The sequence below is a fragment of the Pontibacter burrus genome, from assembly GCF_010686685.1.
In the GTDB taxonomy this organism is placed as follows: domain Bacteria; phylum Bacteroidota; class Bacteroidia; order Cytophagales; family Hymenobacteraceae; genus Pontibacter; species Pontibacter burrus.
Window position 1 is genome coordinate 164,530 of sequence record NZ_JAAGWD010000005.1, and the last position, 25,510, is coordinate 190,039.

Annotated in this window: 25 protein-coding genes and 1 riboswitch; of the genes, 16 read left to right on the forward strand and 9 right to left on the reverse strand. The window is 47.1% G+C overall.

Translation table 11 applies throughout. The features are described 5' to 3' along the window. Positions 1-27: 27 nt before the first annotated feature. The 5 genes from GXP69_RS12315 (at position 28) to GXP69_RS12330 (ending at position 3,740) form a co-directional block, all read left to right on the forward strand. Positions 28-1,218 carry an efflux RND transporter periplasmic adaptor subunit gene (locus tag GXP69_RS12315; protein WP_163915374.1) on the forward strand — a complete coding sequence of 397 codons (1,191 nt, stop codon included), beginning with the start codon at positions 28-30 and terminating at the stop codon, positions 1,216-1,218. A 17-nt stretch (positions 1,219-1,235) separates the two neighbouring features. Next, positions 1,236-1,364, forward strand: coding sequence for a hypothetical protein (locus GXP69_RS19230; protein ID WP_262887439.1), 129 nt, complete (start codon positions 1,236-1,238; stop codon positions 1,362-1,364). 16 nt (positions 1,365-1,380) lie between these two features. Continuing rightward, positions 1,381-1,842: a hypothetical protein gene (locus tag GXP69_RS12320; RefSeq protein WP_163915375.1), complete on the forward strand. Its 462-nt coding sequence runs from the start codon at positions 1,381-1,383 to the stop codon at positions 1,840-1,842. A 76-nt stretch (positions 1,843-1,918) separates the two neighbouring features. Then, positions 1,919-2,545 carry a DUF3347 domain-containing protein gene (locus GXP69_RS12325; RefSeq protein WP_163915376.1) on the forward strand — a complete coding sequence of 209 codons (627 nt, stop codon included), beginning with the start codon at positions 1,919-1,921 and terminating at the stop codon, positions 2,543-2,545. A 172-nt stretch (positions 2,546-2,717) separates the two neighbouring features. Then, positions 2,718-3,740: a potassium channel family protein gene (locus GXP69_RS12330; protein WP_163915377.1), complete on the forward strand. Its 1,023-nt coding sequence runs from the start codon at positions 2,718-2,720 to the stop codon at positions 3,738-3,740. Here the strand turns inward: GXP69_RS12330 and GXP69_RS12335 are convergent, their stop codons facing one another. The 4 genes from GXP69_RS12335 to GXP69_RS12350 form a co-directional block, all read right to left on the reverse strand. After that, positions 3,741-4,550: a hypothetical protein gene (locus GXP69_RS12335; RefSeq protein WP_163915378.1), complete on the reverse strand. Its 810-nt coding sequence runs from the start codon at positions 4,548-4,550 to the stop codon at positions 3,741-3,743. It abuts the gene before it with no gap. A gap of 111 nt (positions 4,551-4,661) precedes the next feature. Beyond that, positions 4,662-6,905, reverse strand: coding sequence for a cation:proton antiporter domain-containing protein (locus GXP69_RS12340; protein WP_163915379.1), 2,244 nt, complete (start codon positions 6,903-6,905; stop codon positions 4,662-4,664). Positions 6,906-6,951: 46 nt separating this feature from the next. Further along, positions 6,952-8,274 (reverse strand): mechanosensitive ion channel family protein, encoded by a 1,323-nt coding sequence (locus GXP69_RS12345; protein ID WP_163915380.1) that lies wholly within the window; start codon positions 8,272-8,274, stop codon positions 6,952-6,954. 146 nt (positions 8,275-8,420) lie between these two features. Beyond that, the gene (locus GXP69_RS12350; protein WP_204282014.1) at positions 8,421-8,819 is read right to left on the reverse strand and encodes a hypothetical protein; all 399 of its coding nucleotides are present in this window, start codon (positions 8,817-8,819) and stop codon (positions 8,421-8,423) included. A 414-nt stretch (positions 8,820-9,233) separates the two neighbouring features. Here GXP69_RS12350 and GXP69_RS12355 point away from each other — a divergent pair, with 414 nt between their 5' ends. Beyond that, positions 9,234-10,229, forward strand: coding sequence for a hypothetical protein (locus tag GXP69_RS12355; RefSeq protein ID WP_163915382.1), 996 nt, complete (start codon positions 9,234-9,236; stop codon positions 10,227-10,229). A 5-nt stretch (positions 10,230-10,234) separates the two neighbouring features. Continuing rightward, positions 10,235-10,690, forward strand: a complete 456-nt coding sequence (locus tag GXP69_RS12360; RefSeq protein WP_163915383.1) for a hypothetical protein — start codon at positions 10,235-10,237, stop codon at positions 10,688-10,690. Between the two features lie 76 nt (positions 10,691-10,766). On the opposite strand, the gene GXP69_RS12365 is transcribed toward GXP69_RS12360, so the two are convergent. Next, on the reverse strand, positions 10,767-12,113 hold the full coding sequence (locus GXP69_RS12365) for a Na+/H+ antiporter NhaC family protein (RefSeq protein WP_163915384.1): 1,347 nt from the start codon (positions 12,111-12,113) through the stop codon (positions 10,767-10,769). Between the two features lie 188 nt (positions 12,114-12,301). Continuing rightward, a riboswitch (SAM riboswitch) is annotated at positions 12,302-12,407 on the reverse strand. Positions 12,408-12,500: 93 nt separating this feature from the next. Between GXP69_RS12365 and GXP69_RS12370 the strand changes: the two genes are divergently transcribed. From GXP69_RS12370 to GXP69_RS12385, 4 genes are all read left to right on the forward strand, one after another. Beyond that, positions 12,501-13,247: a DUF72 domain-containing protein gene (locus tag GXP69_RS12370; protein ID WP_163915385.1), complete on the forward strand. Its 747-nt coding sequence runs from the start codon at positions 12,501-12,503 to the stop codon at positions 13,245-13,247. 116 nt (positions 13,248-13,363) lie between these two features. After that, entirely contained in the window at positions 13,364-14,227 is an 864-nt protein-coding gene (locus GXP69_RS12375) for a cyanophycinase (protein WP_163915386.1), read from the forward strand. A 152-nt stretch (positions 14,228-14,379) separates the two neighbouring features. Continuing rightward, complete coding sequence (locus GXP69_RS12380) at positions 14,380-15,678, forward strand: sugar MFS transporter (protein ID WP_163915387.1); 1,299 nt, start codon at positions 14,380-14,382, stop codon at positions 15,676-15,678. An 89-nt stretch (positions 15,679-15,767) separates the two neighbouring features. Continuing rightward, positions 15,768-16,310, forward strand: coding sequence for an RBBP9/YdeN family alpha/beta hydrolase (locus GXP69_RS12385; protein ID WP_163915388.1), 543 nt, complete (start codon positions 15,768-15,770; stop codon positions 16,308-16,310). On the opposite strand, the gene GXP69_RS12390 is transcribed toward GXP69_RS12385, so the two are convergent. From GXP69_RS12390 to GXP69_RS12400, 3 genes are all read right to left on the reverse strand, one after another. Beyond that, positions 16,311-17,126 carry an MBL fold metallo-hydrolase gene (locus GXP69_RS12390; RefSeq protein WP_163915599.1) on the reverse strand — a complete coding sequence of 272 codons (816 nt, stop codon included), beginning with the start codon at positions 17,124-17,126 and terminating at the stop codon, positions 16,311-16,313. Between the two features lie 181 nt (positions 17,127-17,307). Further along, complete coding sequence (locus GXP69_RS12395) at positions 17,308-19,434, reverse strand: PAS domain-containing sensor histidine kinase (protein ID WP_235925696.1); 2,127 nt, start codon at positions 19,432-19,434, stop codon at positions 17,308-17,310. A gap of 173 nt (positions 19,435-19,607) precedes the next feature. Next, positions 19,608-21,149 carry a malate:quinone oxidoreductase gene (locus GXP69_RS12400; RefSeq protein ID WP_163915389.1) on the reverse strand — a complete coding sequence of 514 codons (1,542 nt, stop codon included), beginning with the start codon at positions 21,147-21,149 and terminating at the stop codon, positions 19,608-19,610. Between the two features lie 483 nt (positions 21,150-21,632). On the opposite strand from GXP69_RS12400, the gene GXP69_RS12405 reads away from it, so the two are divergent. The 3 genes from GXP69_RS12405 (at position 21,633) to GXP69_RS12415 (ending at position 24,093) form a co-directional block, all read left to right on the forward strand. After that, the gene (locus GXP69_RS12405; RefSeq protein WP_163915390.1) at positions 21,633-22,313 is read left to right on the forward strand and encodes a hypothetical protein; all 681 of its coding nucleotides are present in this window, start codon (positions 21,633-21,635) and stop codon (positions 22,311-22,313) included. Positions 22,314-22,606: 293 nt separating this feature from the next. Beyond that, positions 22,607-23,140, forward strand: a complete 534-nt coding sequence (locus GXP69_RS12410) for a YceI family protein (RefSeq protein WP_163915391.1) — start codon at positions 22,607-22,609, stop codon at positions 23,138-23,140. 206 nt (positions 23,141-23,346) lie between these two features. After that, complete coding sequence (locus GXP69_RS12415; protein ID WP_163915392.1) at positions 23,347-24,093, forward strand: EcsC family protein; 747 nt, start codon at positions 23,347-23,349, stop codon at positions 24,091-24,093. A 133-nt stretch (positions 24,094-24,226) separates the two neighbouring features. Here GXP69_RS12415 and GXP69_RS12420 read toward each other — a convergent pair whose 3' ends face one another. Beyond that, positions 24,227-24,406, reverse strand: coding sequence for a hypothetical protein (locus tag GXP69_RS12420; RefSeq protein WP_163915393.1), 180 nt, complete (start codon positions 24,404-24,406; stop codon positions 24,227-24,229). A gap of 205 nt (positions 24,407-24,611) precedes the next feature. Here GXP69_RS12420 and GXP69_RS12425 point away from each other — a divergent pair, with 205 nt between their 5' ends. After that, complete coding sequence (locus tag GXP69_RS12425; RefSeq protein ID WP_163915394.1) at positions 24,612-24,845, forward strand: hypothetical protein; 234 nt, start codon at positions 24,612-24,614, stop codon at positions 24,843-24,845. Next, complete coding sequence (locus GXP69_RS12430) at positions 24,838-25,431, forward strand: hypothetical protein (protein WP_163915395.1); 594 nt, start codon at positions 24,838-24,840, stop codon at positions 25,429-25,431. The genes GXP69_RS12425 and GXP69_RS12430 overlap by 8 nt, the downstream gene beginning before the upstream one ends. The last annotated feature ends 79 nt before the right edge of the window (positions 25,432-25,510 follow it).

Genomic DNA, 25,510 nt, shown 5'->3' on the forward strand with positions numbered 1-25,510 from the left:
ACTCCATCACTCATTCAAAATTGAATTATGAAACGATACATAAACATACTTTTGCTGGTGGTGGCTATAATTGTAGCGGCCTGCTCTGGCAAAGAACACAAACACGCAGAAGGAGTTACCTACACCTGCCCGATGCACCCGCAGATTGTGCAGAACGAACCGGGCACCTGCCCTATCTGTTTTATGGACCTGGTACCTGTGTCGCAGAGTGGGCAGAAAGAGGGCGAACTGATGCTGAGTAATGGCCAGATCGCATTGGGAAATATCAAAGTAAAGCGCATAAAATTCGGCGATGTGAACAACAACACTATCCTGACCGGACGACTCGCGCTAAACGAAGAACAGACCGACGTGATCAGCAGCCGCGCTGCAGGGCGTATAGATAAACTGCATATAAAAGAAACCGGTCAGCCAATAAAGCAAGGGCAGCCACTATACGAACTATACTCCGAACAGCTCCTGACGCTACAGCAGGAATACCTACTGGCTTTAAAACAGCAGCAGGAACTGGGCGCAGAGAACCCGCGGTTTGCGTCCTTCCTGAACGCTGCCAAACAGAAACTCAAACTATATGGCTTAACCGAAAGCCAGATCAGTAGTCTTGCCAGAAGAGGCACTACTAACCCGCGCATCACGTTTGTAGCGCCAGCCTCAGGTTTAGTAACTGAAGTAGCAGCCGCTGAGGGCCAGTATGTAACGGAAGGCAGCGAATTATATAAACTAAGTAACCTGGGCAGCATTTGGGTAGAGGCCGAACTATACCCGCAGGAAGTGGCCAATGTATCGGTAGGCGATGAGGTGCAGGTTTCGGTGCAGGGTGCTGCTGATCCGGTTACAGCCAAAGTTACGTTCCTGAGTCCCGAATACAGGTCCGGAAGCCAGGTAGCTGTGCTCCGCGCCGAACTGCCAAACAAACAGGGTAACTACATGCCGGGCATGCAGGCTAATATTGTACTGCCGGGCAAAAGCGGTTCCAGTCTGGTTATACCAACCGATGCTGTTATCAGAAGCAGCCAGCATAACCATGTGTGGGTGCAAACCGGAAAAAACACTTTTGCTGCGCGGGTTGTTACCCTCGGAGAAGAAAGCGCTGATAACGTGGCCATACTTTCGGGCATCAAAGAAAACGACAGAGTGGTGATCTCTGGTGCTTATTTGCTATACAGCGAATTTGTACTTAAAAAAGGCGGCGACCCTGTTGCCAGCCATCAACATTAATATTATATTTTTGTATTATGAAAGACTGCTGCAGAACCGGCGACGAACAACCTGCCAATCCGAAATCATCCTGGATGAAATGGTTGTTGTATCTTGCTATCGGGCTGGCGCTCGGCTTTGTTATTCTTGAACAGATTAATTTTTAAACGATAATACCTACTTATGAAGAAGAACCTGTTTTATAACCTTACCCTATCGGCGCTTGTGCTGGCTTCCTGCTCGTCGGATAAACCAGCGCAAACACAGGCTGATGCTGCACCTGCCGAAACGACAGCAGCCATGGACCACAGCATGCATACTGCCCAGCAAGCTGCAACAGCAACACCTGCTGAATTAATGACAGAAGATGGCCTGCCAAAAGACCTGGTGTGCATGGTAAACAACGCCTTTATGGGTAAAAAGCAATACCCGGTTGAGTTTGAGGATAAGATGTACTACGGCTGCTGCGAGATGTGCGTGAACACTATAAAAAATCAGCGTGAAGTGCGTTATACAAAAGATCCGCTAACCGGCGAGGAAGTTGATAAGTCGGCGGCATTTATTGCGCTTAAACCAGGTGGAGCCAACGGCGATGTGCTGTACTTTGCATCCGAAGAGAACTATAGGCAATACCAGCAACTATAGTTGCACACAGAACTATAGTTCAGAATCATCAAACCAATTCCTATATTTATAGTTTCAACCATCCAGTAACATAACCATGAGAAAAACACTCGTAGCCGCTGCCCTTGCAGCCTTTATATTTACAGCCTGCACTGACAGCAAGCAGGAAGCCGCAAACGAACACGCTGACCACCACGAAGGTATGGCCCACGGCGATAACATGCCTGACGCCACTACTATAGTTGTTGAAACGCCTGACTATACGTCGGTAAACGGTCCTGTTAAAGAGCAGATTGCAGCGGTTGTAGACAGCTACCTTAAACTGAAAGACAACCTGGTAGCGTCGGATGCCGGAAAGGCGCAGGCAGATGCAAAAGAGGTTAAAGCTGCCGCTGAAAAAGTAGAGGTAAGTGCGCTGGAAGGCGAGCAGAAAACTTTTGCAGAAGAAAGACTGAGCGAAGTGAAACAGGCTGCATCAGCCATGGCCGAAGCTGCTGATCTTGATCTACAGCGTGCGCAGCTTGAGCTGCTTTCAGAAGCTACCTTTGCCCTTACAAAAGCATTTGGTGCTGCAAACGAAACACTTTACTATCAGCATTGCCCTATGGCTAACAACGACCAGGGTGCTTACTGGCTGAGCTCTAACAAAGAGATTCGCAACCCATACTTTGGTGATGCCATGCTGAAGTGCGGCAGCAACGAAGAAGTTTACAGCAAGAAGTAATTTCTATTTACATACCACAGAAAAGGCAACCTATACAGGTTGCCTTTTCTGTTTTTATAGTTGCCTATAGTATCCTTTAAACTATAGCTAATTACCAAACTATAAGTTTGCACCAGCAATTCAACACTTGCCGCATCTCCGCGTTTAAGCAAACGCACCTAACACATACCGTATGAATTACATTTACCTGGGGCTGGGCATCCTGCTTTTCATACTTGTTGCGCTGGATATCACCAAAACTACATTATCCTCCAACGGCGCAGGTTCGCTTACCAATCATATTGCCAGAAGCATCTGGATGTTGTTCCTGTATGCATCCCGCAAAAACGGAAGGTCCAGGATGTTATCGTATGTGGGCTCTGCTATACTGGTAACTATACTTCTAACCTGGATCATTGCTCTCTGGGGCAGTATGCTGCTGATGTTGATGGCTGATAAAGGCGCTATTAAAAACAGCAATACTAATGCAGATGCAAACCTGCTGGAGCAGCTATACTATGCGGGCTACACCCTTTCTACCTTAGGTGTGGGAGATTATATTCCAACCACCGATTTCTGGCGCCTTGTTACCAATATTACAGCCTTCGCCGGGCTGGCTTCTATCACGGCATCTATTACGTATTTTATACCGGTGCTGCAGGCAGTAGAGCACCAAAGTAAACTAAGTTTTTATATCAGCAGCATGGGCCACACACCCAACCAGATACTGCGCAACAGCTGGAACGGGAAAGACTTTTCGTCTTTTTACGATAACACTACCACCATCTGCCAGATGCTGATGCAGCACATTACGCACCACCATTCCTATCCTATTATTCACTACTTTCATAACCATCGCATCCAGTTCTCTATATCAGTGGGGGTTGCCTTGCTTGCCGAAACCTATTACCTGCTGCAGTACAGTGCGCAACCGCAAGTGAACGATAAACTTAAGCTTACCATGCTGAAGAACACCCTGGAACAATACCTGCAACTGGTAAAAAGCGAGTACATTAAAGACGCTAAACCCGACGAGCGACCTCCCATGCCAGAGCTGGATGAGTTGCTGGAAGCTGGCATTCCCCTACAAAACAAAGAAACGATAGCAGCAACCTTTCAGAATCGGCTCAAAGACCAGCGCACGCTGCTAACAGTGTTAATTGAAACCGATGGATGGACCTGGGAACAGGTGTATCGGGATGAAGTTGAACTATAGTTACCGGTTTGCCCTCTGGTAATTATTGGCAAGTTTCCGGCGCGGAGATGATACAAAAAATAACACAAACCCTGAGATAACCGTCAGCAGTCCGAAAACAGAAAATACCCGCAGTAGCAGGTTTCCGAAGTTATCGCGGCTCTCGTAGTCCATGGTGTGCAGCATCCAAAGGAAATCGAACATGCGCCACTGGTTATGCCGGATGGCCTGAAACGTACCCAGCTCTGCCGAGACATACACGGTGCAGTTAGCAGGTTGGCTAAACGTGATGGCCCATGCTGGCAGCGGTTTTTCGCGGTATTCGTGGTGTGCCCCTGCTTCGGTCAGGTATTCCACGTTCTCTACTTTAACAGGTGCCTTAAGCTGGCTGCTGGCAACTGCTATGGCTTCCTCTTTTGTTAAGGCAGGCAGTAATTCACCGGTTGTAGCCCGCGCTAACTGCACTTTCTGGTTGGTAGCATTTGCCCCCGCATGGCCACCTGCTTCGCCAGCGGCATGTGTGGCGCTGCCGGCAAAATAGCGCACCTGGTAAACCGGCTCGCCAACAATCTCCACAAGCTGTATAGTTGCTATAGAATCAATCTGCTGTGTACGCTTAAGGCTATCCAGCACTACCTGCGGCGACACCAGTGCTAAATCTGCAGGCAAATACCGCTTCTCGCTGCGCAGATGGTCGCCATGCACTTCGTCAAGGTCATTCCAGCTGAAATATAAGCCACCAATGGTCCAGAAAAGGAATTGTAAGCCAAGTACAACACCCAGGTAGCGATGCGATTTACGGATATAATAGTGCCTGCTTTTTAGCTTCATAAAGCTAATTTAGTATAAAAAAGCATTTGCACTTAGCAGTCATATTTTAAGACTATCAATTGCTGATAAAAAAGCGGGTCAGTTTTCACTGACCCGCTTTCAAACTATAGTTTAGGCTACTGCATCTATTATACTACTGGCTTCCAGTTTTCGTATCCGGTCCGGGTTTCCTACAATCCAGACCAGGTCGCCTTCCTCAAAAATCAGCTCCGAGTCCGGGTTAGGAATACGTTCGCCGTTACGTTCCAGCCCTACAATCAGGCCATTGGTCTGGCTGCGCACACCCGAATTCCGTATCGATTTGCCTAACAGTACTGAGCCACCCGACACCAGCAACTTCTGCAGCGCTACATTTTCTTTTTCTCCTTCCACTTCAGGCAAAATGCATTCTTCTTCAATAAACCTGCGGAAGGATTCGATCTGTTCATCCGACCCGAAAACATACAGTACATCTCCCGGAAAAATGAGCTCGTTGCGTGTAGGAGCCGTAATGGTGCGGTTGCCCCGCTCTATAACGGCCACATTTACGCCATACTTTTCGCGCACCTGCAGGTCCACAAGCGATTTGCCTACCAGCCCAGCTTCCGATGGTATCACGAAACGGATCAGGTGTGCATCCCATGGAGTAAGCGTGTGGTGCATGCGGCTGGCCTCTTCAATCTCGCGGGCGTTCAGGTTAGACATGAAACGGTTTTCGATGCGGATGTAAAAGCTCTGGATCCGTTTAGAGAAAATAACCAGCAGCATGATAATAACCAAGCCTGCAACGATAGAAACCTGCACCGGGAAGAACTGGTGCAACAGAAACCCGATAAACAACACGGCAATACCGATGCGCACAAACTCCATCACAATGATCAGGCTGCGGTAGTTGCGGTTAGCCCATAAGCGGCCCTGCACCTCTTTTAGCGGATGGTACACAGCAAGCGCCCACAGGAACGGCGCCATGAAAACCAGTGTAACAGCTGTAGTTACTAACTTGCCTGTAGTGCCATTGATTACATTTTCTGTAATAAACGGATTCAGGAATTGGGCTGATAGCAGAACTATAGCAATAATGATAACAGAAAATACTACTGTTTGGATCACATAAGACTGCAGCAACCGCTTCCAGTCGCTGGTGCTGCTTACTACCTGTGCACCTGAACTATACTCATCCAGAGAACGCTTCCATTTAGCCGGCATAATACGTTCTACAAACTGGTAGGCCGGTGTCGAGAACTTGATCATGTACGGTGTGGTAAACGTTGTGATCGCGGATACTGCCACTGCCACCGGGTACAGAAAATCGCTGGTAACATTTAAGGTAACGCCCAGCGTGGCAATAATAAAGGAGAACTCCCCTATCTGCGACACGCTTAAACCCGATTGTACCGATGTTTTGATTCCCTGTCCTGCAATCAGGCCACCACCTGCAATGCTTATCGTTTTACCCACCAGCGTTACCACCGTTATCAGGGCAATTGGACCGGCATAGGTAATAATGGTTTCAGGATTGATCAGGATACCCACCGATACAAAAAAGATGGCTCCGAAGAGGTCTTTAACAGATGTGATCAAGTGCTCTATCTTCTCAGCCTTCGTGGTTTCGGCAAGGATAGAGCCCATAATGAAAGCGCCCAGTGCCGGAGAGAAACCTGCCTGCGCTGCAAGTATTACCATCAGCAAACACAGGCCAAGCGCCACGATCAGCAACGTTTCGTCATTCATCAGTTTGCTGGCCCTGCGCAGGAATGTCGGGATCAGGAAAATACCGCCCAGGAACCAAAGCAGCAGGAAGAAACCCAACTTCAGTACGGCAGTTACCATCTCGGCACCGGCAAACTGCTGGCTTACCGCAACAGTAGACAGCAGTACCATCAGCAAAATGGCAACCAGGTCTTCTACAATCAGCACCCCGAACACCAGGCTGGCAAAGCGCTGCGACTTAACGCCCAGCTCATCAAACGCCCTGATGATAATGGTAGTGGAAGAAATAGAGAGAATACCGCCCAGGAAGATGCTGTCCATAGTGGACCAGCCGAGTAACTTACCGGTAAGGTAGCCCAGCAACAGCATTGAGATTACTTCTACAAAGGCCATGATGGTAGACGCGCCACCTACCTTTACCAGCTTTTTAAAGCTAAATTCCAGTCCAAGGCTGAATAAAAGGAAAATCACCCCTATCTCAGCCCAGATGGTAATGTTCTCGGGCTCAGAGATAGTAGGGAACAGGCCCACGTGCGGGCCCACCAGCAGACCGGCAATAATATAACCGAGCACCAAAGGCTGCTTCAGTTTCTTAAAAATAAGAGTCATGACACCGGCAGCCGCCAGTATCAAACCCAGATCGGTGATAAGATGTGGTAAGTGCATCCGTTGCTTTTAGAACGTTTTAAGCGTTTTGTTAAACTATAGGTTGTTAATTCTGCAATGTTTCCAGTGGCGGTATTGCCCTTGTAACCAGGTTTTGTGCTTCGCTCAGGCGGCGCATGTCATCAGAGGCAGGCATTTCAAACACTTCCAGATCGAAATAGCGTACCGCTGCCAGCAGGTGGTCAAAAATATCGGCCATAATATTTTCGTAGTACACCCAGCGCACATCGTTCGAGAACAGGTAGAGCTCTATCGGCATGCCCGTGGTTGTAGGCTCGAGTTGGCGAACCATCATGGTCAGCTCTTTGTGTACGTTCTCGTTCTGGGCAATGTAGGCGCTGGCATAAGCTCTGAAAACGCCTGCATTGGTCAGGTTACGGCCATTAATGAGCAAGGTCTTGTCGATGCCCTTTTCCTTGTTATGCCGGTCTATCTGTTGCTGTCGTTCCTGCAGGTAATCTTTCAGCAGATGTATCTTACTTAGTCTGGCAACATCTTCCGGAGATAAGTATTTAATGCTCGATATCTTCAGATGAATAGAGCGCTTGATGCGCCGGCCACCGGTGCGCTGCATTCCACGCCAGTTCTTAAAGGAATCAGATATCAGGTAGTAAGTCGGGATCGTGGTGATGGTCTTATCCCAGTTCTGCACTTTTACAGTTGTCAGGTTAATTTCTACCACATCGCCGTCTGCGCCATATTTTTCCATTGTTATCCAGTCGCCGATACGTACCATGTCGTTGGTAGATACCTGAATGCTGGCTACAAAACCAAGAATGGTATCTTTAAACACCAGCAGGAGAATGGCCGATGCCGCTCCCATAGCTGTAATAAAGGTCCATAAAGGTTTGCCTGTTAGTAACGAGAAGATCATCAGGCCGCCTATAAAAAAGGTAAAGATGGTCAGTACCTGCGTAAAGCTATCAATGGGCTTATCCTTCAGGGAATCAAAGGTTTTCAGGTAGTCGCGGCTGGTACGTAGCACAGACCGGATGATCCAGATGCCCAACAGCACCACATACACGTCCGTCAGCTTCAGGAGCGGTGCAATCCAGCCACTGAAATCAGCAAAGATGACTGGTATGGCTAATACAACTATAGTTAGCGGAAAAATTCTGGAGAGGTGCAGTACCACTTTATTTTGCAATAGGTAATCGTCGAAGCTGGTAGTGGTACGACTTGCAAATTTCTGGAGCATACCCACCATTATTTTTCGTGCTATAAAACCAGATAACAGGGACAGCAGAACCGTTGCCAGCAAAAGCAACAACATATTCAGGTACACAGCTGCAACAGCATGTAGACCCAGTTGCACCAGTTGGTCGGTTAGCCAGGAAGTATCGAGAGTCGGTAAGGGCGTAGAATTCATGATAATAAGGTAATTAAAAGCAGGCAGAGATACATATGTCGCAGCCGGTTGATCGGAAAAAATGGTGCACCTGCATTTGCCAGCACACCTGAAACTATAGTAAGTGAAATTTAAGAAAGACGCACTATGATCAGCAATTGGGCTGCCTAGGGTGCGTTGGGTAAGTTTGAAATCGTTAGTTGTTGCGACAGGCTATAGTTTGAAATCGCCACTTTCAGACGGTTTACATTCACCAGAACAGCGATATTCCATGAAAGCGGACTTGCTAATATGGGAACATAAGGCTGCTGTACTTTGAGGCGTGCTAAGGAAACACTTGCATCAGGGAACAGGCCAATATCCTGCTTAGGAGCATCGCCTTCATCAGTTAAACTATAGTTGCCGGAAGCACTAAAAATTGTAACCGGCGCGCTTTGAGAAATGGCTTCCGGAAGGTGATGCTCACCTTCTGTTGCGTAGCCTGGCACCGAGACAGCCCATATCAGCATCACCCAAAACAAAGGTAATCCAACGTAATGCTTTAACGTGTCTGGTACTGTCATCAACTGCAAAATAACTCCGTTTATGGCAAAATGGCAAATACTTTTCCTGAGAAAGTACAGTATCCAGCATTCAGAATATTAGCACGTTATGTATAAATAACCTGCTCCAGAGCTACTAAAGGCGCATTAAGCCCAATTAAGCAATACTTATATCGCTGAAAAAAACACTCCCATTTTTTCACCTGTTTTTTTGCAGGGATTAACACTCAATATGAGTTATACTTCTGCAGTCAAAAACACTGATTAAACGGAACAGCAACACAACCACTATAACTATTTAAAGAATTAGTAAAACCCATTGAACCTCTAAGCAATTCCTATAGTTAGACTTGTACACTTAACAGCACCTAAATAACTAAGAATCAATTTGTTTACATTACCGACCCAGTCGGCGCTTAGGTTATTATGCAATATACTTTGGAAACAAACCCACAAACAGAACAACAATTTAAGGGCAGGGGGCTGCCCAATGTGAATGAGCGCTATTTACAGCTGGAACTGGTGCCAGCTTTAAAGCTGAACTATAATGCTGTAACAAAGCTGTTTGAAGCAATATGGCAGCGCCCCGTAAGTAATCAGGAATACCGCCAGCTGGTACGCTATACCGGGCTATGTATTGCCATTTTACGCGCTGAGTATATTCTGTTTGATTTCACAAAATTAGGAGTACCGTCGGCGGAGGTTCAGAAGAGTACGACCGAATTTTTAAAGCAGGCATTGCAGAACATCACATTCAAACGCAGTGCGCAGGTGCTGGCAACTAATAACTCGCAGTTGCATGTGCATAATTATATAACACAGGACAACACAGAGCTTTTGCCAGATGTACAGGTTTTCGGGAGTTATACCGAAGCGAAGACCTGGCTTACAGAAACTATAGCTGCAGATTGCACAAGTAACGACATTCAGATACCGCTCCACAGCAGCCTGAAAGCGCTTCGTAAAATTGCGGCAGCAACTCCCGAATTAGCGGTTGCGGTAAAAACGCCGGAGCCTGCAAAGGAGATCAGATGCAGCACAGATTTCATGGAAGTTACAGTTAACCCGCAGCAAAGCCTGATCTGCCTCCGCTGGACCCGAAAAGTGCAAAGCAGGGAGCTTCGTTATGGGGTTTTGAAAGCCTGCCGCGCCCTGATAGAGCATGAGGCAAAATTAGGGCTCGTAAACAACCAGCGAATGGGTATACTCACGCTACAGGACCAGACATGGCTGGCTCAAAAGTTTGCAGAGCTTTTATCGCGCAGCAAATTGCAATACCTGGCAGTAGTTAGCTCACCGGATGTGATGCAGCAGCTTGCCAGCGAGACTGTAAATGAGCGTATCCGACGGTCTTATGATTCCCATGTGTCAGAATACTTCCTGTCAGAAACTGAAGCACTTGACTGGTTGACTATTTCATCTTCCCAAAACTAAAAACGATGACCGTACAACCGACCAGCAACTTGCTTAAGCTACAGCTTATACCTGTTTTCGAGAGCAGCTACATCCGGATTGAACTGGAAGCCGCCTTAAAGTTTATTCGCGTACTCTGGCTTCGCCACCCGAGCAGCGACGAGTTCAGGGAAGGCTTTAGCAAAGCTGCCGACCTGACTATTGCGCATCATTGCCATTACTGGTTAAGTGATTCGCGTGCCATCCATTACCTGCAACTTGCCGACCAGAACTGGCTGATACGACTGGTAACGCAGCTTCTGCCGCAGGTTAAACTCCGCAGATTTGCCCGGCTTAATACACTGGAAAGCCTGGCCATGATGGATGTTCCGCGCACATTGAATGAGCTCGAAAAATTACCTGACTGGCAACAACATACTTTAACGAAGGTCTTTACAGAAGAAGACGATGCCCTGGCGTGGCTTTTTAATGCATACAATTAACAGCCTGCCACAGCTAACTATAACTATAAAGCCACCTCATATCTGAGGTGGCTTTATAGTTTTGAAGAAGGCCTGATTAGTTTGCAACTGCTTTCCGAACAGGTATGGTGGTAGTTTTTAAGTCCAGTACTCTATCCACAAGTGGCGTAAAAATGCCAACCAGCGCAAAGGCCAGCAGCAGGTACAGGTACCAGGCATAAGGCAATACCTCTGTAAATGCTACAGCACCTCCGGTATAACTCAACATAATGAGCATCTGTGCTCCATAAGGAAGCAGCCCCTGCACAAAGCAGGCAGAAATATCGATCAGGGCAGCAGTTTTGCGGTTATCGATCTGGTATTTCTGGCTGATTTCCCTGGCAACCGGCCCCGCTACAACTATAGAAACCGTGTTGTTGGCAATTGCGCTGTTAATGCCTGCTACCAGCGCCCCTACACCAACCTGCGAAGATTTATAGCCCCGGATGAGCGAATTAGCCTTATTAAGCAAAAACTGAATACCGCCGGCACGCTTCACCATTTCGGCAAGTCCGCCGGTCAGCATCGAGAGCAGGAAGATCTCGGTCATGCCGGTAAAGCCTTCGTAAATATTTTTGCTGAAAAGCAGCAGATCCAGCGTTCCATCCATCATGCCTACGGCACCTGATGCCAGTATACCCAGCACCAGTACGACAAAAACATTTATGCCATACATCGCCAGTCCCAGCACCAGCAGGTAAGGTGCTATTTTCAGGAAATTGATGTCCTGTGTTGCGGGCAGTACATCCTGTGTTGGCGTGTTTTGCCATCCGGCTAATAAAAGCAGGCCAATCGTAACTATAGCTGCTGGACCGGCAATAAAGATGTTTACCCGGAACTTGTCTTTCATGCTGCACTCCTGTGTTTGGGTAGCGGCAATGGTTGTATCTGATATAAAGGAAAGGTTATCGCCGAACATGGCACCTCCCAGCAGCGCCCCCAGCAATATAGGAAGCGATGAGCCACTTTGGTCGGCCAGCCCTACCACAATTGGCCCCAGCGCCACAATACAGCCCACCGAGGTACCTGTTGCAGTGGAAAGAAAAGAAGCCAGCAGGAAGACACCAACCGCCAGGTATTGCACTGGTATGTAAGCCAAACCTAAATTTACCGTAGCATCTACACCGCCAATGGCTTTGGCAACCATCGCAAAAGCGCCGGCCAGCAGATAGATCACACACATGGTTACGATCTGCGAGTCGCCACAACCCCGGATAAAGGCATCTACTTTGGCGTTAACGCTTCCTTTTAATAGTACAAATGCGGCCACAATACCGCACATTACCGCAACCGGCGATGGCAGAGCATAAAAATCGTTCAGCAGTATGCCTGCACCCAGAAATGTGAATACAAATACAAAGAAAGGCACCAGCGCTAAACCGCCGGTATTTTTAATCTGATCCATAAAATAATAAAAGTGAAAACCGGGCTAAGCCCAATGAAGTGTGTTACACCAGCTGGGTGTAAGGGTTAAAACTGAATAAAGCCGGGAGTTAGCAACAACAGCAACAACACATACAGGCAACGGGCATTGCCTTAAAACTATAAAACAGGTGTAAAACCGGGGAAGTGTGTTGTAAGCTCATGTGTACTAATTTATAGGTCCCAAAAAATGGGCAGGTGTTAGCACCGTATCAACTATAGTTGCGGGTTGCTAGAAGTTCTCAGAGCCTGCTCTCTCCCTTCTTCTTTATAAATTCTGATAAAGATGCTGCAAAGGTAAGGCCACAACAACTATAACTGCAAGCTTTTGTACAAAAAAGCCGTATAAACCATCCTAAAACGATAGTTGATGGAGCAGATTCCGAACCTCTACATTGGCACGTCGGGCTGGAGTTACCGCTGGCCCGAAGTGTTGTACCCACCCGAACTGAAGTCTGCGGACCGGCTGGCTTTTTATGCCAATGAGTTTAACGCGACCGAGATAAACAATAGTTTTTACCACTTTACCATGCCCAAAACGATAGAAAAGTGGCTGAGCACAACTCCTTCCTATTTTAAGTTTGCGCCAAAACTGCACCAGGAAATTACCCATAACCGCAAGTTTGAGGACATTGAAGCGCCCCTGGATAAATTTATGGCCAGCTATAGTTTGATGGGTGAGCGCCTGGGGCCGGTATTGGTACAGATAGCCGGCAGCTTCAGGTTTAACAGGCCCGTGGCTGAAGATTTTTATAGAACACTTCGCGCAAAGTACCCCAAGCAGACTTTTGCGCTGGAAGCCCGCCACACTTCCTGGTTTACCGACGAGTCGCTGGACCTGCTGCGCGATTACGAGATCACAACCGTGATGGCCAGTGCCGGCAAGCGTTTTCCGGGCATAGAGGTTACCACTACCAACACCGCCTACCTGCGCCTGCACGGCGACGAGAGAATGTATAGTTCTGCCTACTCCGATGAGAAACTGGAGCGTTACGCTTACATGGTGAAAGACTGGCTGGAAGATGACATGGAAGTATGGGTGTTCTTTAACAACACCATTCTGGGCAATGCTGTGCTGGATGCCCGCAAACTGAAAGACCTGATCCGAAACCTGTAGTTATTTTATAGTTGCGCGGGAGTAACCTTACGCCTTACGTACTATCTAAAGAATGTAAAACTTTAGTTCAGCAGCAACTATAGTTTACTCTGGTTACCAATTTGGAATTCAGCATTATGCATACACCTAAAGGAAAAATAGTAGCCATTGGCGGCAACGAGAACAAAGGGGACCAAACAGCCCCTGAAGCGTTGGAATCCACTGTTCAGGGAGCCTTCAACAACGGCATTCTAAAGCGTATCCATGATGAGCTGCATGGCATTGGCACCCGCATAGAGGTTGTTACCACCGCCACGCAATTCCCTGAAAAAGCTGGTCAGGTTTATACAGAAGCTTTTATGCGACTAGGCTGCGACAATGTAGGGGTCCTTCCAATCCAAAGCTCCTGTGATACCGGCCGGCTTGATTATCTGGACCGGCTCAGTGCTGCAGATGCAGTCATGTTTTCGGGGGGAGACCAGCAAAGAATCATGCAGGTATTTGAGCAAACAGAGGAGTTGCAGATCCTGAAAAAAAGGTACCTGCACGAAGACAAGTTCCTGATCTCAGGCACGAGCGCCGGCGCGATGGCACTGTCCGGCATTATGATCAATGGCTCCCTGGAAGGACATCCTCTGGTGAAAGGCACGGTCTCGCTCACGAGTGGCCTGGGCCTGCTGGAGCACATTATCATCGACACCCATTTTGTGAACCGCCGCCGTATTCCACGACTCATCGAGGCAATTGCAGCCAACCCGACTCATATCGGCATCGGGCTTGGCGAGGATACAGGCGTACTGATCACACACAACAACTACATCGAAACCATAGGTTCGGGGCTTGTCATCGTGATAGATGGCCGCAAAATACTACAGAACAACTATAACACTGTACAGGAAGGGGAATTACTCTGTGTAGAGAACCTGGTACTGCATGTTTTGCCCAAAGGCAGGGCTTACCACATCACAAACGGCGAATTCCTGAACCTGCCGCTGACCTAAGCATGCTGCCCTTTACGCATCGCAGGTATAAACTATAGTTTACAGCTTTCCAGGTTAGATACAGCCTGTTCTTTATTTTATAGTGCTATTGCTCAAACAGCTGATTTTTCTAAAAATTCGCTTATCTTGAACAGCATTATCCAACCTTATTTATGTCTGCTAAAACTGAATTCGCAATGCCTCAGGAGTTAGAGAAGCGTAATGATTCCCGTGCCATTTACATAATTGGTGCGCTGTTCTTTATTTTCGGCTCCGTTACATGGCTCAACTCGGTACTTATCCCCTACCTTAAAATTGCCTGTGAACTCACCATTTTTGAGTCGTACTTTGTAACCTTCGCGTTCTACATCTCCTATTTCGTGATGGCCATTCCATCGGCTTGGGTGCTGAAGGCGATCGGTTTTAAGAAAGGCATGGCTGCCGGGCTTGCCGTCATGGCACTTGGTGCCCTGGTGTTTATACCGGCTGCCACAGAGCGTACCTATAGTTACTTTTTGCTGGGCCTGTTTGTGCAGGGCACCGGACTGGCCTTACTACAAACGGCCTCAAACCCATACATCACCATTCTTGGCCCTGCCGAAAGTGCTGCCAAGCGTATCAGCGTAATGGGCATCTGCAACAAGGTTGGCGGTATTATTGCTCCAATTGTGCTCGGTTTCTTCATTTTCTCGGATGCAAGCGAGCTGGACGCGCTGGTAGCACAACTAAACTCCATGAGCGTCGAGCAGAAAGCTGCTGAATTGAATGCTCTGGCTCACCGCGTGATAAACCCATACATTTTTATGGCCGTGGCCCTGGGTATATTGGCAGTACTGGTACTTTGGTCCAGCTTGCCGGAAATAGATACCGACCATGAAGATGAAACCGTGGCGCTGGCTAATACCGGTAAAACAAGTGTGCTGCAATTCCCGCACCTGCTGCTGGGCGTACTGGCACTGTTCCTGTATGTAGGCGTAGAAGTTATTGCTGTGGACACAATCATCAGCTATGGTATGGAGAATGGCTTTTCGCTGACAGATGCCAAGTTCTTTTCTTCGTTTACTCTGGGCGCTATGCTGGTAGGCTATGTAATCGGTATCATCACGATCCCTAAATACCTGAAGCAGGATGTTGCGCTCAAGATCTCGGCTATACTTGGCGTGCTGTTTTCGTTGGGTGCTATCTTAACAAGCGGCTATACTTCGGTATTATTTATTGCACTTCTTGGCCTGGCAAACTCCCTGATGTGGCCTGCCATCTGGCCGCTGGCTATAGTTGGGTTGGGCCGTTTTACAAAAATCGGTTCGTCGTTGCTGATTATGGGTATTGCCGGTGGCGCCATTCTGCCGCTGGTATATGGTAAGTTTGCCGAATCAACCGACACCCAACATGCCTACTGGATGATGGTGCCATGTTACCTGTTTATCTGGTATTATGCCACCAAAGGCCATAAGGTCGGACGAAAGATATAAATTGTTAACTATAGAAAAGCCCCGGCAGAAAGTTTTGCCGGGGCTTTTTGTTAGCGCCAAAACTATAGTTAGCCCTTAAACTATAAACTATGAACATCAACATCCCTGGCCTCCGTAACTCCGGACCCAATCACTGGCAAAGCCTTTGGGAAGCAGCCTATCCTGAAAAGTTTTACCGCATCAACCAAAGCAACTGGGAACAACCCGACTGCGAGCAATGGACTGCCCGCCTAGAGCAGGAACTACAAAAGTTTGACCTGCATGAGGTGATGCTGATCGGGCATAGTGTGGGCTGTGCCACCATCGTTAACTGGTATCATCGGTTTGGTAAAACTATTAAAGGATCTTTGCTGGTAGCCCCAAGCGATGTAGACAACCAGGATTACCCCAAATATATTACCGGTTTCAGTCCGTTGCCGCTGCAAAAGCTGCCTTTCCCAACTATAGTTGTTGCCAGCACCAACGACCATGTGGTAAACTATAGCCGCGCTAAATATTTTGCTGATTGCTGGGGAAGTGATTTGGTCACGCTAAAAAACGCTGGTCACATTGAACCGAAGTCCGGGTACGGGCTCTGGGACCAGGGACTGGAACTGATAGCACAACTGCGCAAACAAACTATAGTTCTGTAACTATAGTAGCTGCAATTGCTCGCCTTTAAAGTGCTTTATGGGCTTAAACGAATTAGTGATGGTATAGATGGGGGTTTCCTGGTAGCGCGATGCAATTACGATCTCTGTACCGTTGGCATTCAGGTCGAAGAGTTGCTTGAGCATTCCCGGGTTGTTGTTGTCTTTGGATAGGTGCGAAAGCAGCACATGGCTCATGTATGCCGGCTTGTGCTCGGTAAACAGGTTAAGCGCCTGCTCGTTTGAGAGGTGCCCGTGTTTGCTGCGGATACGTTGCTTCAGGTAATACGGGTAGCGGCCGCTGTCCAGCAGGCCATCGTCGTAGTTCGCTTCCAGAAAAGCGGCATGGCACTGGCCAAAGTGTTTGATCACATGCTCACACGGCTCCCCAATATCTGTAAATACACCAATGTTTATGCCTTCGTAGCTCACCATAAAACTATGCGGGTCCGAGGCATCGTGCCACTTCGGGAAGGCTGTTATAGTCAGGTTACCTACCTGCACCGGCTCGTAAGCGGTAAATGAGATCGCTGTAATCGGTTCATGGCTCAGGCGGCCATAGTGCTGTGTATCCGGGGTAATGTAAACCGGAATGCTATACTTCTTCGCAATCATGGCTACACCCCGGATATGGTCAGAGTGCTCATGCGAAATAAAAATAGCCTTTACCTTGCGCATCGAAAGGCCCAGGCGCATCATGCGTTTCTCGGTTTCGCGGCACGAAATACCGGCATCCACCAGCACAGCTTCGCGCTCGTTACCGATGTAATAACAGTTGCCGTTACTCCCCGAATTTAAAGATGTGATCTGCAGTTGCATGTGGCTGCAAAGAAACGCTAAATTATACTTCTGACCAAAACAGGTATAATAGTAACCATGCTCACCCCGGCATAATTCCATCTGCAACTATAGTTACGGCCTAATAGTTGGCAATCAGTTACTTTAATTTATAGTTTGGCTTTTGTTACGCCGCATTACGCTGGGTGGTGATCGTTACAGCTTAGCTTTTAATGTTGGGAAAGTATACCCGGAAGGTGGCTCCTTTGCCAACCTCACTGTCCAGTTCTATATGGCCGCCGGCGTTTTCTACGATCCGCTTCACAATGTACAAACCAACACCCGAACCCTCCACGTGGTCGTGCAGGCGCTTAAACATCGAGAAGATTTTAATCTTATCGGCGGGGTTAAGCCCAAGCCCGTTATCGGCAACGGTTAACACTACAAAGTCAGGTTCTACCTTTGTACTTACCCGGATGTGCAGTTCCCTTTCAGAGGAGCTGTATTTTAAAGCATTGCTGATCAGGTTGTACACAATGCTGCGCATATTTTTTGCTGAAAACTCAATCTCGGCTTCCGGCGAGAGCGAGGTTTCTATTTCAGCATTTTTCTCAGCAATAAGCGGTTCAAAGTCCAGCAGGGTGTCGCTTATGATCTCGTTCAGGTTAACATCTCCTACATCCGTGCTATCTTCACGCTGTATTTTGGCAACTTCTGTAAGGTCTGAGATGGCTTTTTTAAATCTGTCAACAGAGTTCTGGATCAGCCTGAGTACTTTTTGAATGTCAGTAGAAGCAGCTGTTTCATCCGGCAGATATTCTTCAAGGGCGCGCACCAGGCCTTCGATATTGGAAATAGGCGCCTTCAGGTCATGCGAGGCAGAGTAAACAAAATTATCGAGGTCTGCGTTAGTGGCCAGCAGTTCCCGGTTCATCGTTTCCAGTTTACGGCGCGATTGCACCTGCTCGTTTACGCCAATAGCCACCGCAATAATACCGGTCACGTTGCCTTCCTCATCGCGCATGGGCTGGTACACAAAATTGATAAAAACCTCCTCCAGTGTGCCGTTACGGTCGAGCATAACAGCCAGCTCATTAGCTACAAATGGTACACCGGTATTGAACACGCCATCCAGCAGTTCCCTTATCCCCTGGCCTTCCACCTCAGGCAGCGCTTCCAGCACCGGCCTGCCAATCACGTCTTCATATCGCTTTCCCCATATCTCACAAATGCCAGGGTTTGCCAGATCTACAATATAGTTAGGGCCACGCAGAATAGTGATTCCCACTGGCGCCTGCTGAAATATTTCGTTCAGGTAGGCCTGCCGTCTTTCAGTCTCGTGGCGGGCATTTACACTTGCAAAAGAAATGGCGATCTGCCGCATCAGCAGCACATGAAAATCCTTGTAGCTGGTATCGTAGCTGAGCTTCGGGCTGATGCCCGCCATGATCATGCCTACTACCTGGCTCGTTCCGGTAAGGGTAACGGGCAGCAGCGCGACTTTGAGCTCTTCCTGTTCTTCTGTCAGAATAGCTTTATCAGACACCAGTAAACTATAGTTTACAACTACAGGTTGCCGCGTGTCTAATACTTCCCTGAAAAGGCCCGACTCTTCCGGTACGTCAAGGTTTATGATTTTCTGCAACTGTTCCCCGCTCTGCATAATGCCCGACTGGCCCAGCAAGCGTACTTCGTTATTAGGGACATCCATCAGGTAAATGGCACAAACCGGTACATCGCTGGTATTTTCGCTCATGATGGAGCAGGCCTGCTCGCCGCCTTCCTCCAGGGTATGCACCATGGTGAGGGTCTCGGTAACATCTTTCAGGGTTTTGAGACGGCGCTGGTTTTTTACAGTAGCTGATACTTCTTTGCATGAGCATAAAATACCGGCTATATTTCCGTCATCATCAAAAGCAGGGCTATAGGAAAAGGTCCAGTAGGTTTCTTCTATAAAGCCTTTGCGGTCGAGGTAAATAGGCAGGTCTTCTGCATAAAAGTTTTCCCCGGTCAAATAAATATTTTCCGCTATCACACCCACCTGATGCCAGATCTCGCTCCACATGTCGCGTGCGCTGCTGCCCAAGGCTCTGGGGTGTTTGTTGCCCAATGCCGGCAGGTAGGCATCGTTATGAAACATATAAAACGAATCCGTCCACCACAGAAACATTGGGAAAGCTGAATTGAGTATAGTCCGGATGTATATTCTCAGGCTGTGCGACCACTGATCAGGATTGCCAAGGGGATGGTCGTTCCAGTCATAGTCCCGCATGTGGCTGCCCATTTCGCCACCGCCATTAAATATTTCCTGGTTAAAGCTGGTAGTAGTGGGTTTCTCTGATGATGGCATTTAAACGGCATTAAGTACAAGAGCTATAGCACGCGCGGCGCATAACTCCCATTAGCAAAAGTAGTACGCTATAAGGCTTTTAAAGTTAGCACATTATAACTCTCGCAGAGCTAACATCTAAATTATCAAATATTTAAAATTATATATATTAAAAACTATAACCATTAAGCCTCTTATGCTACCTGTTGCCCGGCGTCCTGCTTATAGTTTGCTCCAATGCGTGGCAGGCCCAGCGTTTCGCTGGTCCAGCCGCGCACGCGCTGCAGCAGCTCCGCATCTTTGGACAGAGACTGCCCGTAGGATGGGATCATTTTCTTCAGCTTCTGCTGCCACTCCTCGGAGGCCACCTGTGCCGGGAAGCAGCGTTGTATGAGCTTCAGCATAATCGAAACAGCGGTAGAAGCCCCCGGCGATGCTCCCAGCAACGCAGCCAGCGAGCCATCTGCAGCACTCACCATTTCGGTACCAAATTCCAGCACGCCGCCACCTTTAGGTCCTTTTTTTATTACCTGCACACGCTGCCCGGCAATTTCAAGTTTCCAGTCGTCGGGGCTGGCGTTCGGGTAGTATTCTCGCAAGGCATGCAACCTGTCTTCCGGCGACTGCCGCACCTGGTTAATAAGGTACTCTGTGAGCGAGATATTCCTGATGCCTGCAGAGATCATGGGGCGCAGGTTGTCTGGCCGGATAGAACGTGCCAGGTCCAGGTAAGAGCCTTTTTTCAGGAATTTGGTAGAGAAGCCGGCATAAGGCCCAAAGAGCAGTTCTTTTTTGCCATTTATAAAGCGGCTGTCGAGGTGCGGCACCGACATGGGCGGCGAACCAACCGAGGCTTTACCGTATACTTTGGCTTTGTGCTTTTCAATGATTTCCGGATTGGTGCATCTGAGCCATTGCCCGCTTACCGGGAAACCGCCAAAACCTTCGGCCTCCGGTATATCCGATTTCAGCAGCAGTGGCAGAGAGCCGCCTCCTGCCCCGATAAACACGAACTTAGAAAACACCTTGCGCTTATCACCTGTTCTGAGATCCTTTACAGTCAGGCGCCAGTAGCCGGTGCTGGTTCTGCGTATTTTGCGAACCTCGTGCCCGAAATACTGTTTTATGCCGTTTGTTTCCAGGCGATGCAGCATGCGACGCGTCAGGGCGCCAAAGTTTACGTCCGTCCCGATCTCCATGCGGGTAGCAGCTACTTTATCTGTGTTAGTACGCCCTTCCATTACCAGCGGCATCCATTCTTTTAATTGCAGTGGGTTCTCGCTGTATTGCATGCCTTTAAACAGGTTGCATTGGGTCAGCGCCTCATATCTTCTCCTGAGGAACTGCACATTGGCATCGCCCCACACAAAGCTGATATGCGGAATGCTGTTAATGAAGAAATCAGGGAGTTTGACCTGGTTTTTCTCGATCAGGTAAGACCAGAACTGTTTGGACACCTCAAACGACTCTGCAATTTTTACGGCTTTGGAAATATCTATCGTTCCGTCGGGGCGCTCGGGCGTATAGTTCAGCTCGCAGAAGGCAGAATGGCCCGTGCCGGCGTTGTTCCAGGCATCAGAGCTTTCGGCGGCAGCCACATCCAGGCGTTCGTAAAGTTCCATTTTCAGGTCGGGTTGCAGCTCGTGCAGTAGCATCCCCAGTGTCGCACTCATAACTCCTGCCCCTATCAGGATTACATCGGGGTTATCGTCGGTATTTATATTATTCAAATCCATAGTTTATCCGGGTTGGTTAAAGCTACCTTTTTATAGCAGCGTGTACACTGCATACGGATATACCAACATTTTAATTACATTTAAGAACGCTTACCTTTCAGGCTTTCTATAATTATAGTTGGAACAGGCGACGTAGCGGGAATACTGCAAACTGCTATAGTTTGCACTTTTGCAGCAGGCTTTAGATCAATTGCAGTGTGAGCAAAATGGCGCTTTTGTTATGCCCTAAACCTGTTTTTAAGGAACTATATCGGTTAAATTTGGATTATGTAGTTCGTAAACTTACTCTTAATCAAACAGGTACGTGCAGGTTACAGGTGTGATGCAGATGCAAAACAACTATAGCTTTACAATAAACAGGCCTGTTTAGGGGTTAGGCTTAAGTAATGTTTAACACTAAATCAGCTGCGAATTAATTGCGCAGTATTGCACTTTATTTTATGTTTACTCCGGTATAGCATCCGGATCTAAATCAATCTTACCATGAAATCGACCTTTTTATCTCTTGTTTTCGTGATGATGCTCACGGCTGTGCAGGCGCAAACTGCCGCACCACAGCAAACAGCGCCATCCAAAAACACCCTGGCCAACCAGTACAACGCCCTGAAAAACAAGGCAAACTCTTATAATGAAAGCGGCCAGCAGTACAAGGTAGTTAATGTCAGAACGCTCGACTCTTTTTATAAAAGCGTGAACGACAGCCTGCAGGTAATAAGCAAAAAACTGGCTGATGCCCGCCGTGGTGCCGATCAGGAACTGATAGATGCCCGTGCAAACGTAGCAGCACAGGAAAAGCAGCTGAAAGCCCTTACCGAAGAAACTGCCCGCAAAGAGCAGGAAGTTCAGAAAAGCCAGCACCTGATCAACAACATCTCGTTTTTCGGGATAGACATGCAGAAGCAGTTTTATGTAATCCTGAACTCGGTGATTATAGTTGCCCTGCTGATTGTATTGGCCGTTGTAATGATGCAATACAAGAGCAGCAAGCGCACAGCCGTAGAAAAAGTGAAAGCTTTTGACGAGATAGATAGCGAATTTAACGAATATAAAAAGGCTGCCCGCGAGCGCGAACTGAAACTGAAGCGCGAAATGCAGACCGAAATGAACCGCGCCGAAGAACTGAAACTTGAAGTGGCAGCACTGCAGCGCAAACAGCATGCTTAAGCCATAGCACAACTATAAAGAGAGCCGCCGGAGCAAATTCCGGCGGCTTTTTTGTTTCCGGCAACTATAGCTCACTTAATCCATCCACCAACTATAAACTATAGGTAATCATCCAAAACCTGCCTTAACCTATAGTTGCGCTACTTTATTTCTAAGATTTAAACCCTTTCACTGCTGCTTTAGTACAACTATAGAAACTTTTTCAAGCTTTTATATGTATATACATTAAATGTTTGTACATTTGTGTAACGAAATTAATTAACTCACTTAATAAAAAACTAAAACAATAAACTATGGCTACTACAAAATGGATTATTGACCCGGCCCACAGCGAAATTCAGTTTAAAGTGAAACACCTGATGATCACGACTGTAACGGGTTATTTTAAGTCGTTTAACTTGGAAGTGGAAACAGAAGACGAAGACTTTACAAAAGCATCGCGCATCGAGTTTACCGCTGATATTGATTCTATCAACACAAACAACGACCAGCGCGATACGCACCTGAAGTCTGATGATTTCTTTAATGCCGAGCAGTTTAAGCAGCTGCGCTTTATAGGCAAGTCTTTTGAAGGTTCCGGCGACAACTATAAACTGCACGGCGATCTTACAATAAGAGACATAACCAAGCCCGTTACGCTTGATGTGGAGTATGGCGGCATTGTAGTAGACCCTTATGGCCAGACCAAAGCCGGCTTTACGGTAGATGGTAAAGTAAATCGCAAAGAATTTAACCTTACCTGGGATGCTGTAACTGAAGCTGGTCAGGTTGTAGTTAGCAACGAAATTAAACTGCATTGCGAGATTCAGCTCGTGAAGCAGGCCTAAAACTTTTTTCCTGTTTACTTAAATGAGCCGCTACGGGTGTTACCTGTAGCGGTTTGTTTTTTTATATCCAGACCAAGATAAAAGCTACCCAGAGATTCACCTGACTTGCTGTAACCAACTTCTTTTGTAGCGTACCTAACTATAAGACAGCTATAGTTGTGCCGATTAAGTATAAAACTATAGTTTAGCAGGACAACTATAGCAACATGGCAATCCCTCTCTCCGACCACTACTACACGCAACGGGCCCTGTACCAGCTCCGCGACTGGCAAAACCAGATGCAACGCGAGCCTACCTTCTTCAACAGCCTAGCCCGCAAAGCGCAGCACAAAATAAACAGTTACATCCCCGACAAAATACACAATGCCATTACCACAGCAATAAAGCAAATGACGCGTGGCACCCTGTTCGGGGCCGGCCTGATTACCAAAGCCCCGGCAGATGCCCAGAACCTGCAGCTACAGGAAAACCTGGTGCAGGCACGCATTGAGTTTTACAAGCGCGCAGCTGCTGCCGAGGGAGGTATAACTGGAGCCGGCGGCATACTGCTGGGTCTGGCCGATTTTCCGTTGCTGTTCGGGATTAAAATGAAGCTGCTTTTCGAGATCGCTGCCCTGTATGGCTTCGATGCTTCGGATTACAAAGAGCGCGTGTACCTGCTGCACATCTTTCAGTTGGCTTTTAGCAGCCACGAGCACCGCCGCGATGTGTACCTGCAAATGGTTGACTGGGAAACCCAAAAACTACACCTCCCCGACGACATAAACCAGTTTAACTGGCGCAGCTTTCAGCAGGAATACCGCGACTACATTGACCTGGCAAAAATGGCACAGCTTGTACCCATCATCGGCGCGCCTGTCGGGGCCATCGTAAACTATAGGCTGCTAACCAAACTGGGCCAAACCGCCATGAACGCCTACCGCATGCGCTGGAAAGAGCTGGACAAACTATAGTTTGTGCTATTAAATAATTGCTTTATCTTGTTAAGTAAACTATGGCTATGAGCTTTCGCAACTATAGCTATAGTGCAGATAAGTGTATGTTGTCGTATATCCAGTAGTTAGCGGCAACCATTTTTTACAGTACTTAATTTACTCGAATAGAAAAACAAGAATTAGCATTTAACTCCATCATGATATTTTTACAAGTAGTATCAAATACCGCACCCTCAGTAAGTAATTGGACAATTTTGGCTGCACTTGCTGCAGTTTTATCTGCCATATCAGCATTTAGAAGTAGTCGTTTTGCAAAAAGAGCATTAGCCATCTCAGGACAAACCTATCAGGACAGACAAGCAAATTTTACATTGTATTTAATAGACAGTTATAGATAGTCCTCAAAGGACGATAAAAGGAGAAAATTTTTATTATTTCATATTACAATCTTAAATAAGTCGGACAGTAAAAGTTCTTTCAAAGCTGACCTTGAAGTTGAATACATAAGAACAGACCATTCTGTAGCCAGGGCAATTATGGCTCATGATGAATGTTTGCAAAACTTAATCTCTAACAAATCACTCACTATTTTCGCGAACGATATTAGAATTGATGAAAAGGGTATGCAATCTAAATGGTTAATCTTTGAGCAACCGACGACAGTATTTAAAGAGTTTCGCATAGAAAAATATTCAATAAAGATTACAGATACTTATGGAAACACTCAAGCCGTTGATTCTTTTATCCTTAAAGAGCTTGTAAATGTTTAATAAAATAAAACGGGTTGATTATCCAATTTTTCAAGTGGTTGCTGACGGAGGAATGTCAGTCCCATTAATTGGGGAAGGACGATTTATTCCGTCTGTTATGATTGACATTGAAGATAATGTTGAAGTTGCAGAATTACTCAAGTTGCATAATCATACTCCACCAGGCGATACTGAACTACAATGGTCACTTCCTTACACAATGTTTGGTAAGCCAAAATCGGTTTTACTAAATATTATTTTTCTAAAACCGATGAAAATGGTGTTTGGTATTGAGTTCTTAATGCCTAATAGACATGTCGTCGTTGATGGTATTATCCACTCACGAGCCTTTACTTTACAGGTAGGAAAAAGGGGTGACAAAGTATCAACTATATTCAGGGATGAATCCAAGCAGAAAACTCATGGCTGTGTTCTAATTGAAGTTCCAAATATGGATTTTGATGCTAATTGGAATAAAATACTTTTTGACCTGTTAAAACATAAGTATAAAAAAAATGGAGTTCCAAAAGGTAAAACATCAGCACTTGCAAAAGAACAAATCAAAAAAATGAGAGAGATATGGAATATACGTAATCCATTAGATTAATTGAAAATTATAATTCCTTCGAGAGTAATATGGCAGCCGCTAACACTGTATATACAAAACCCTTGCTGCGCTACGGGCT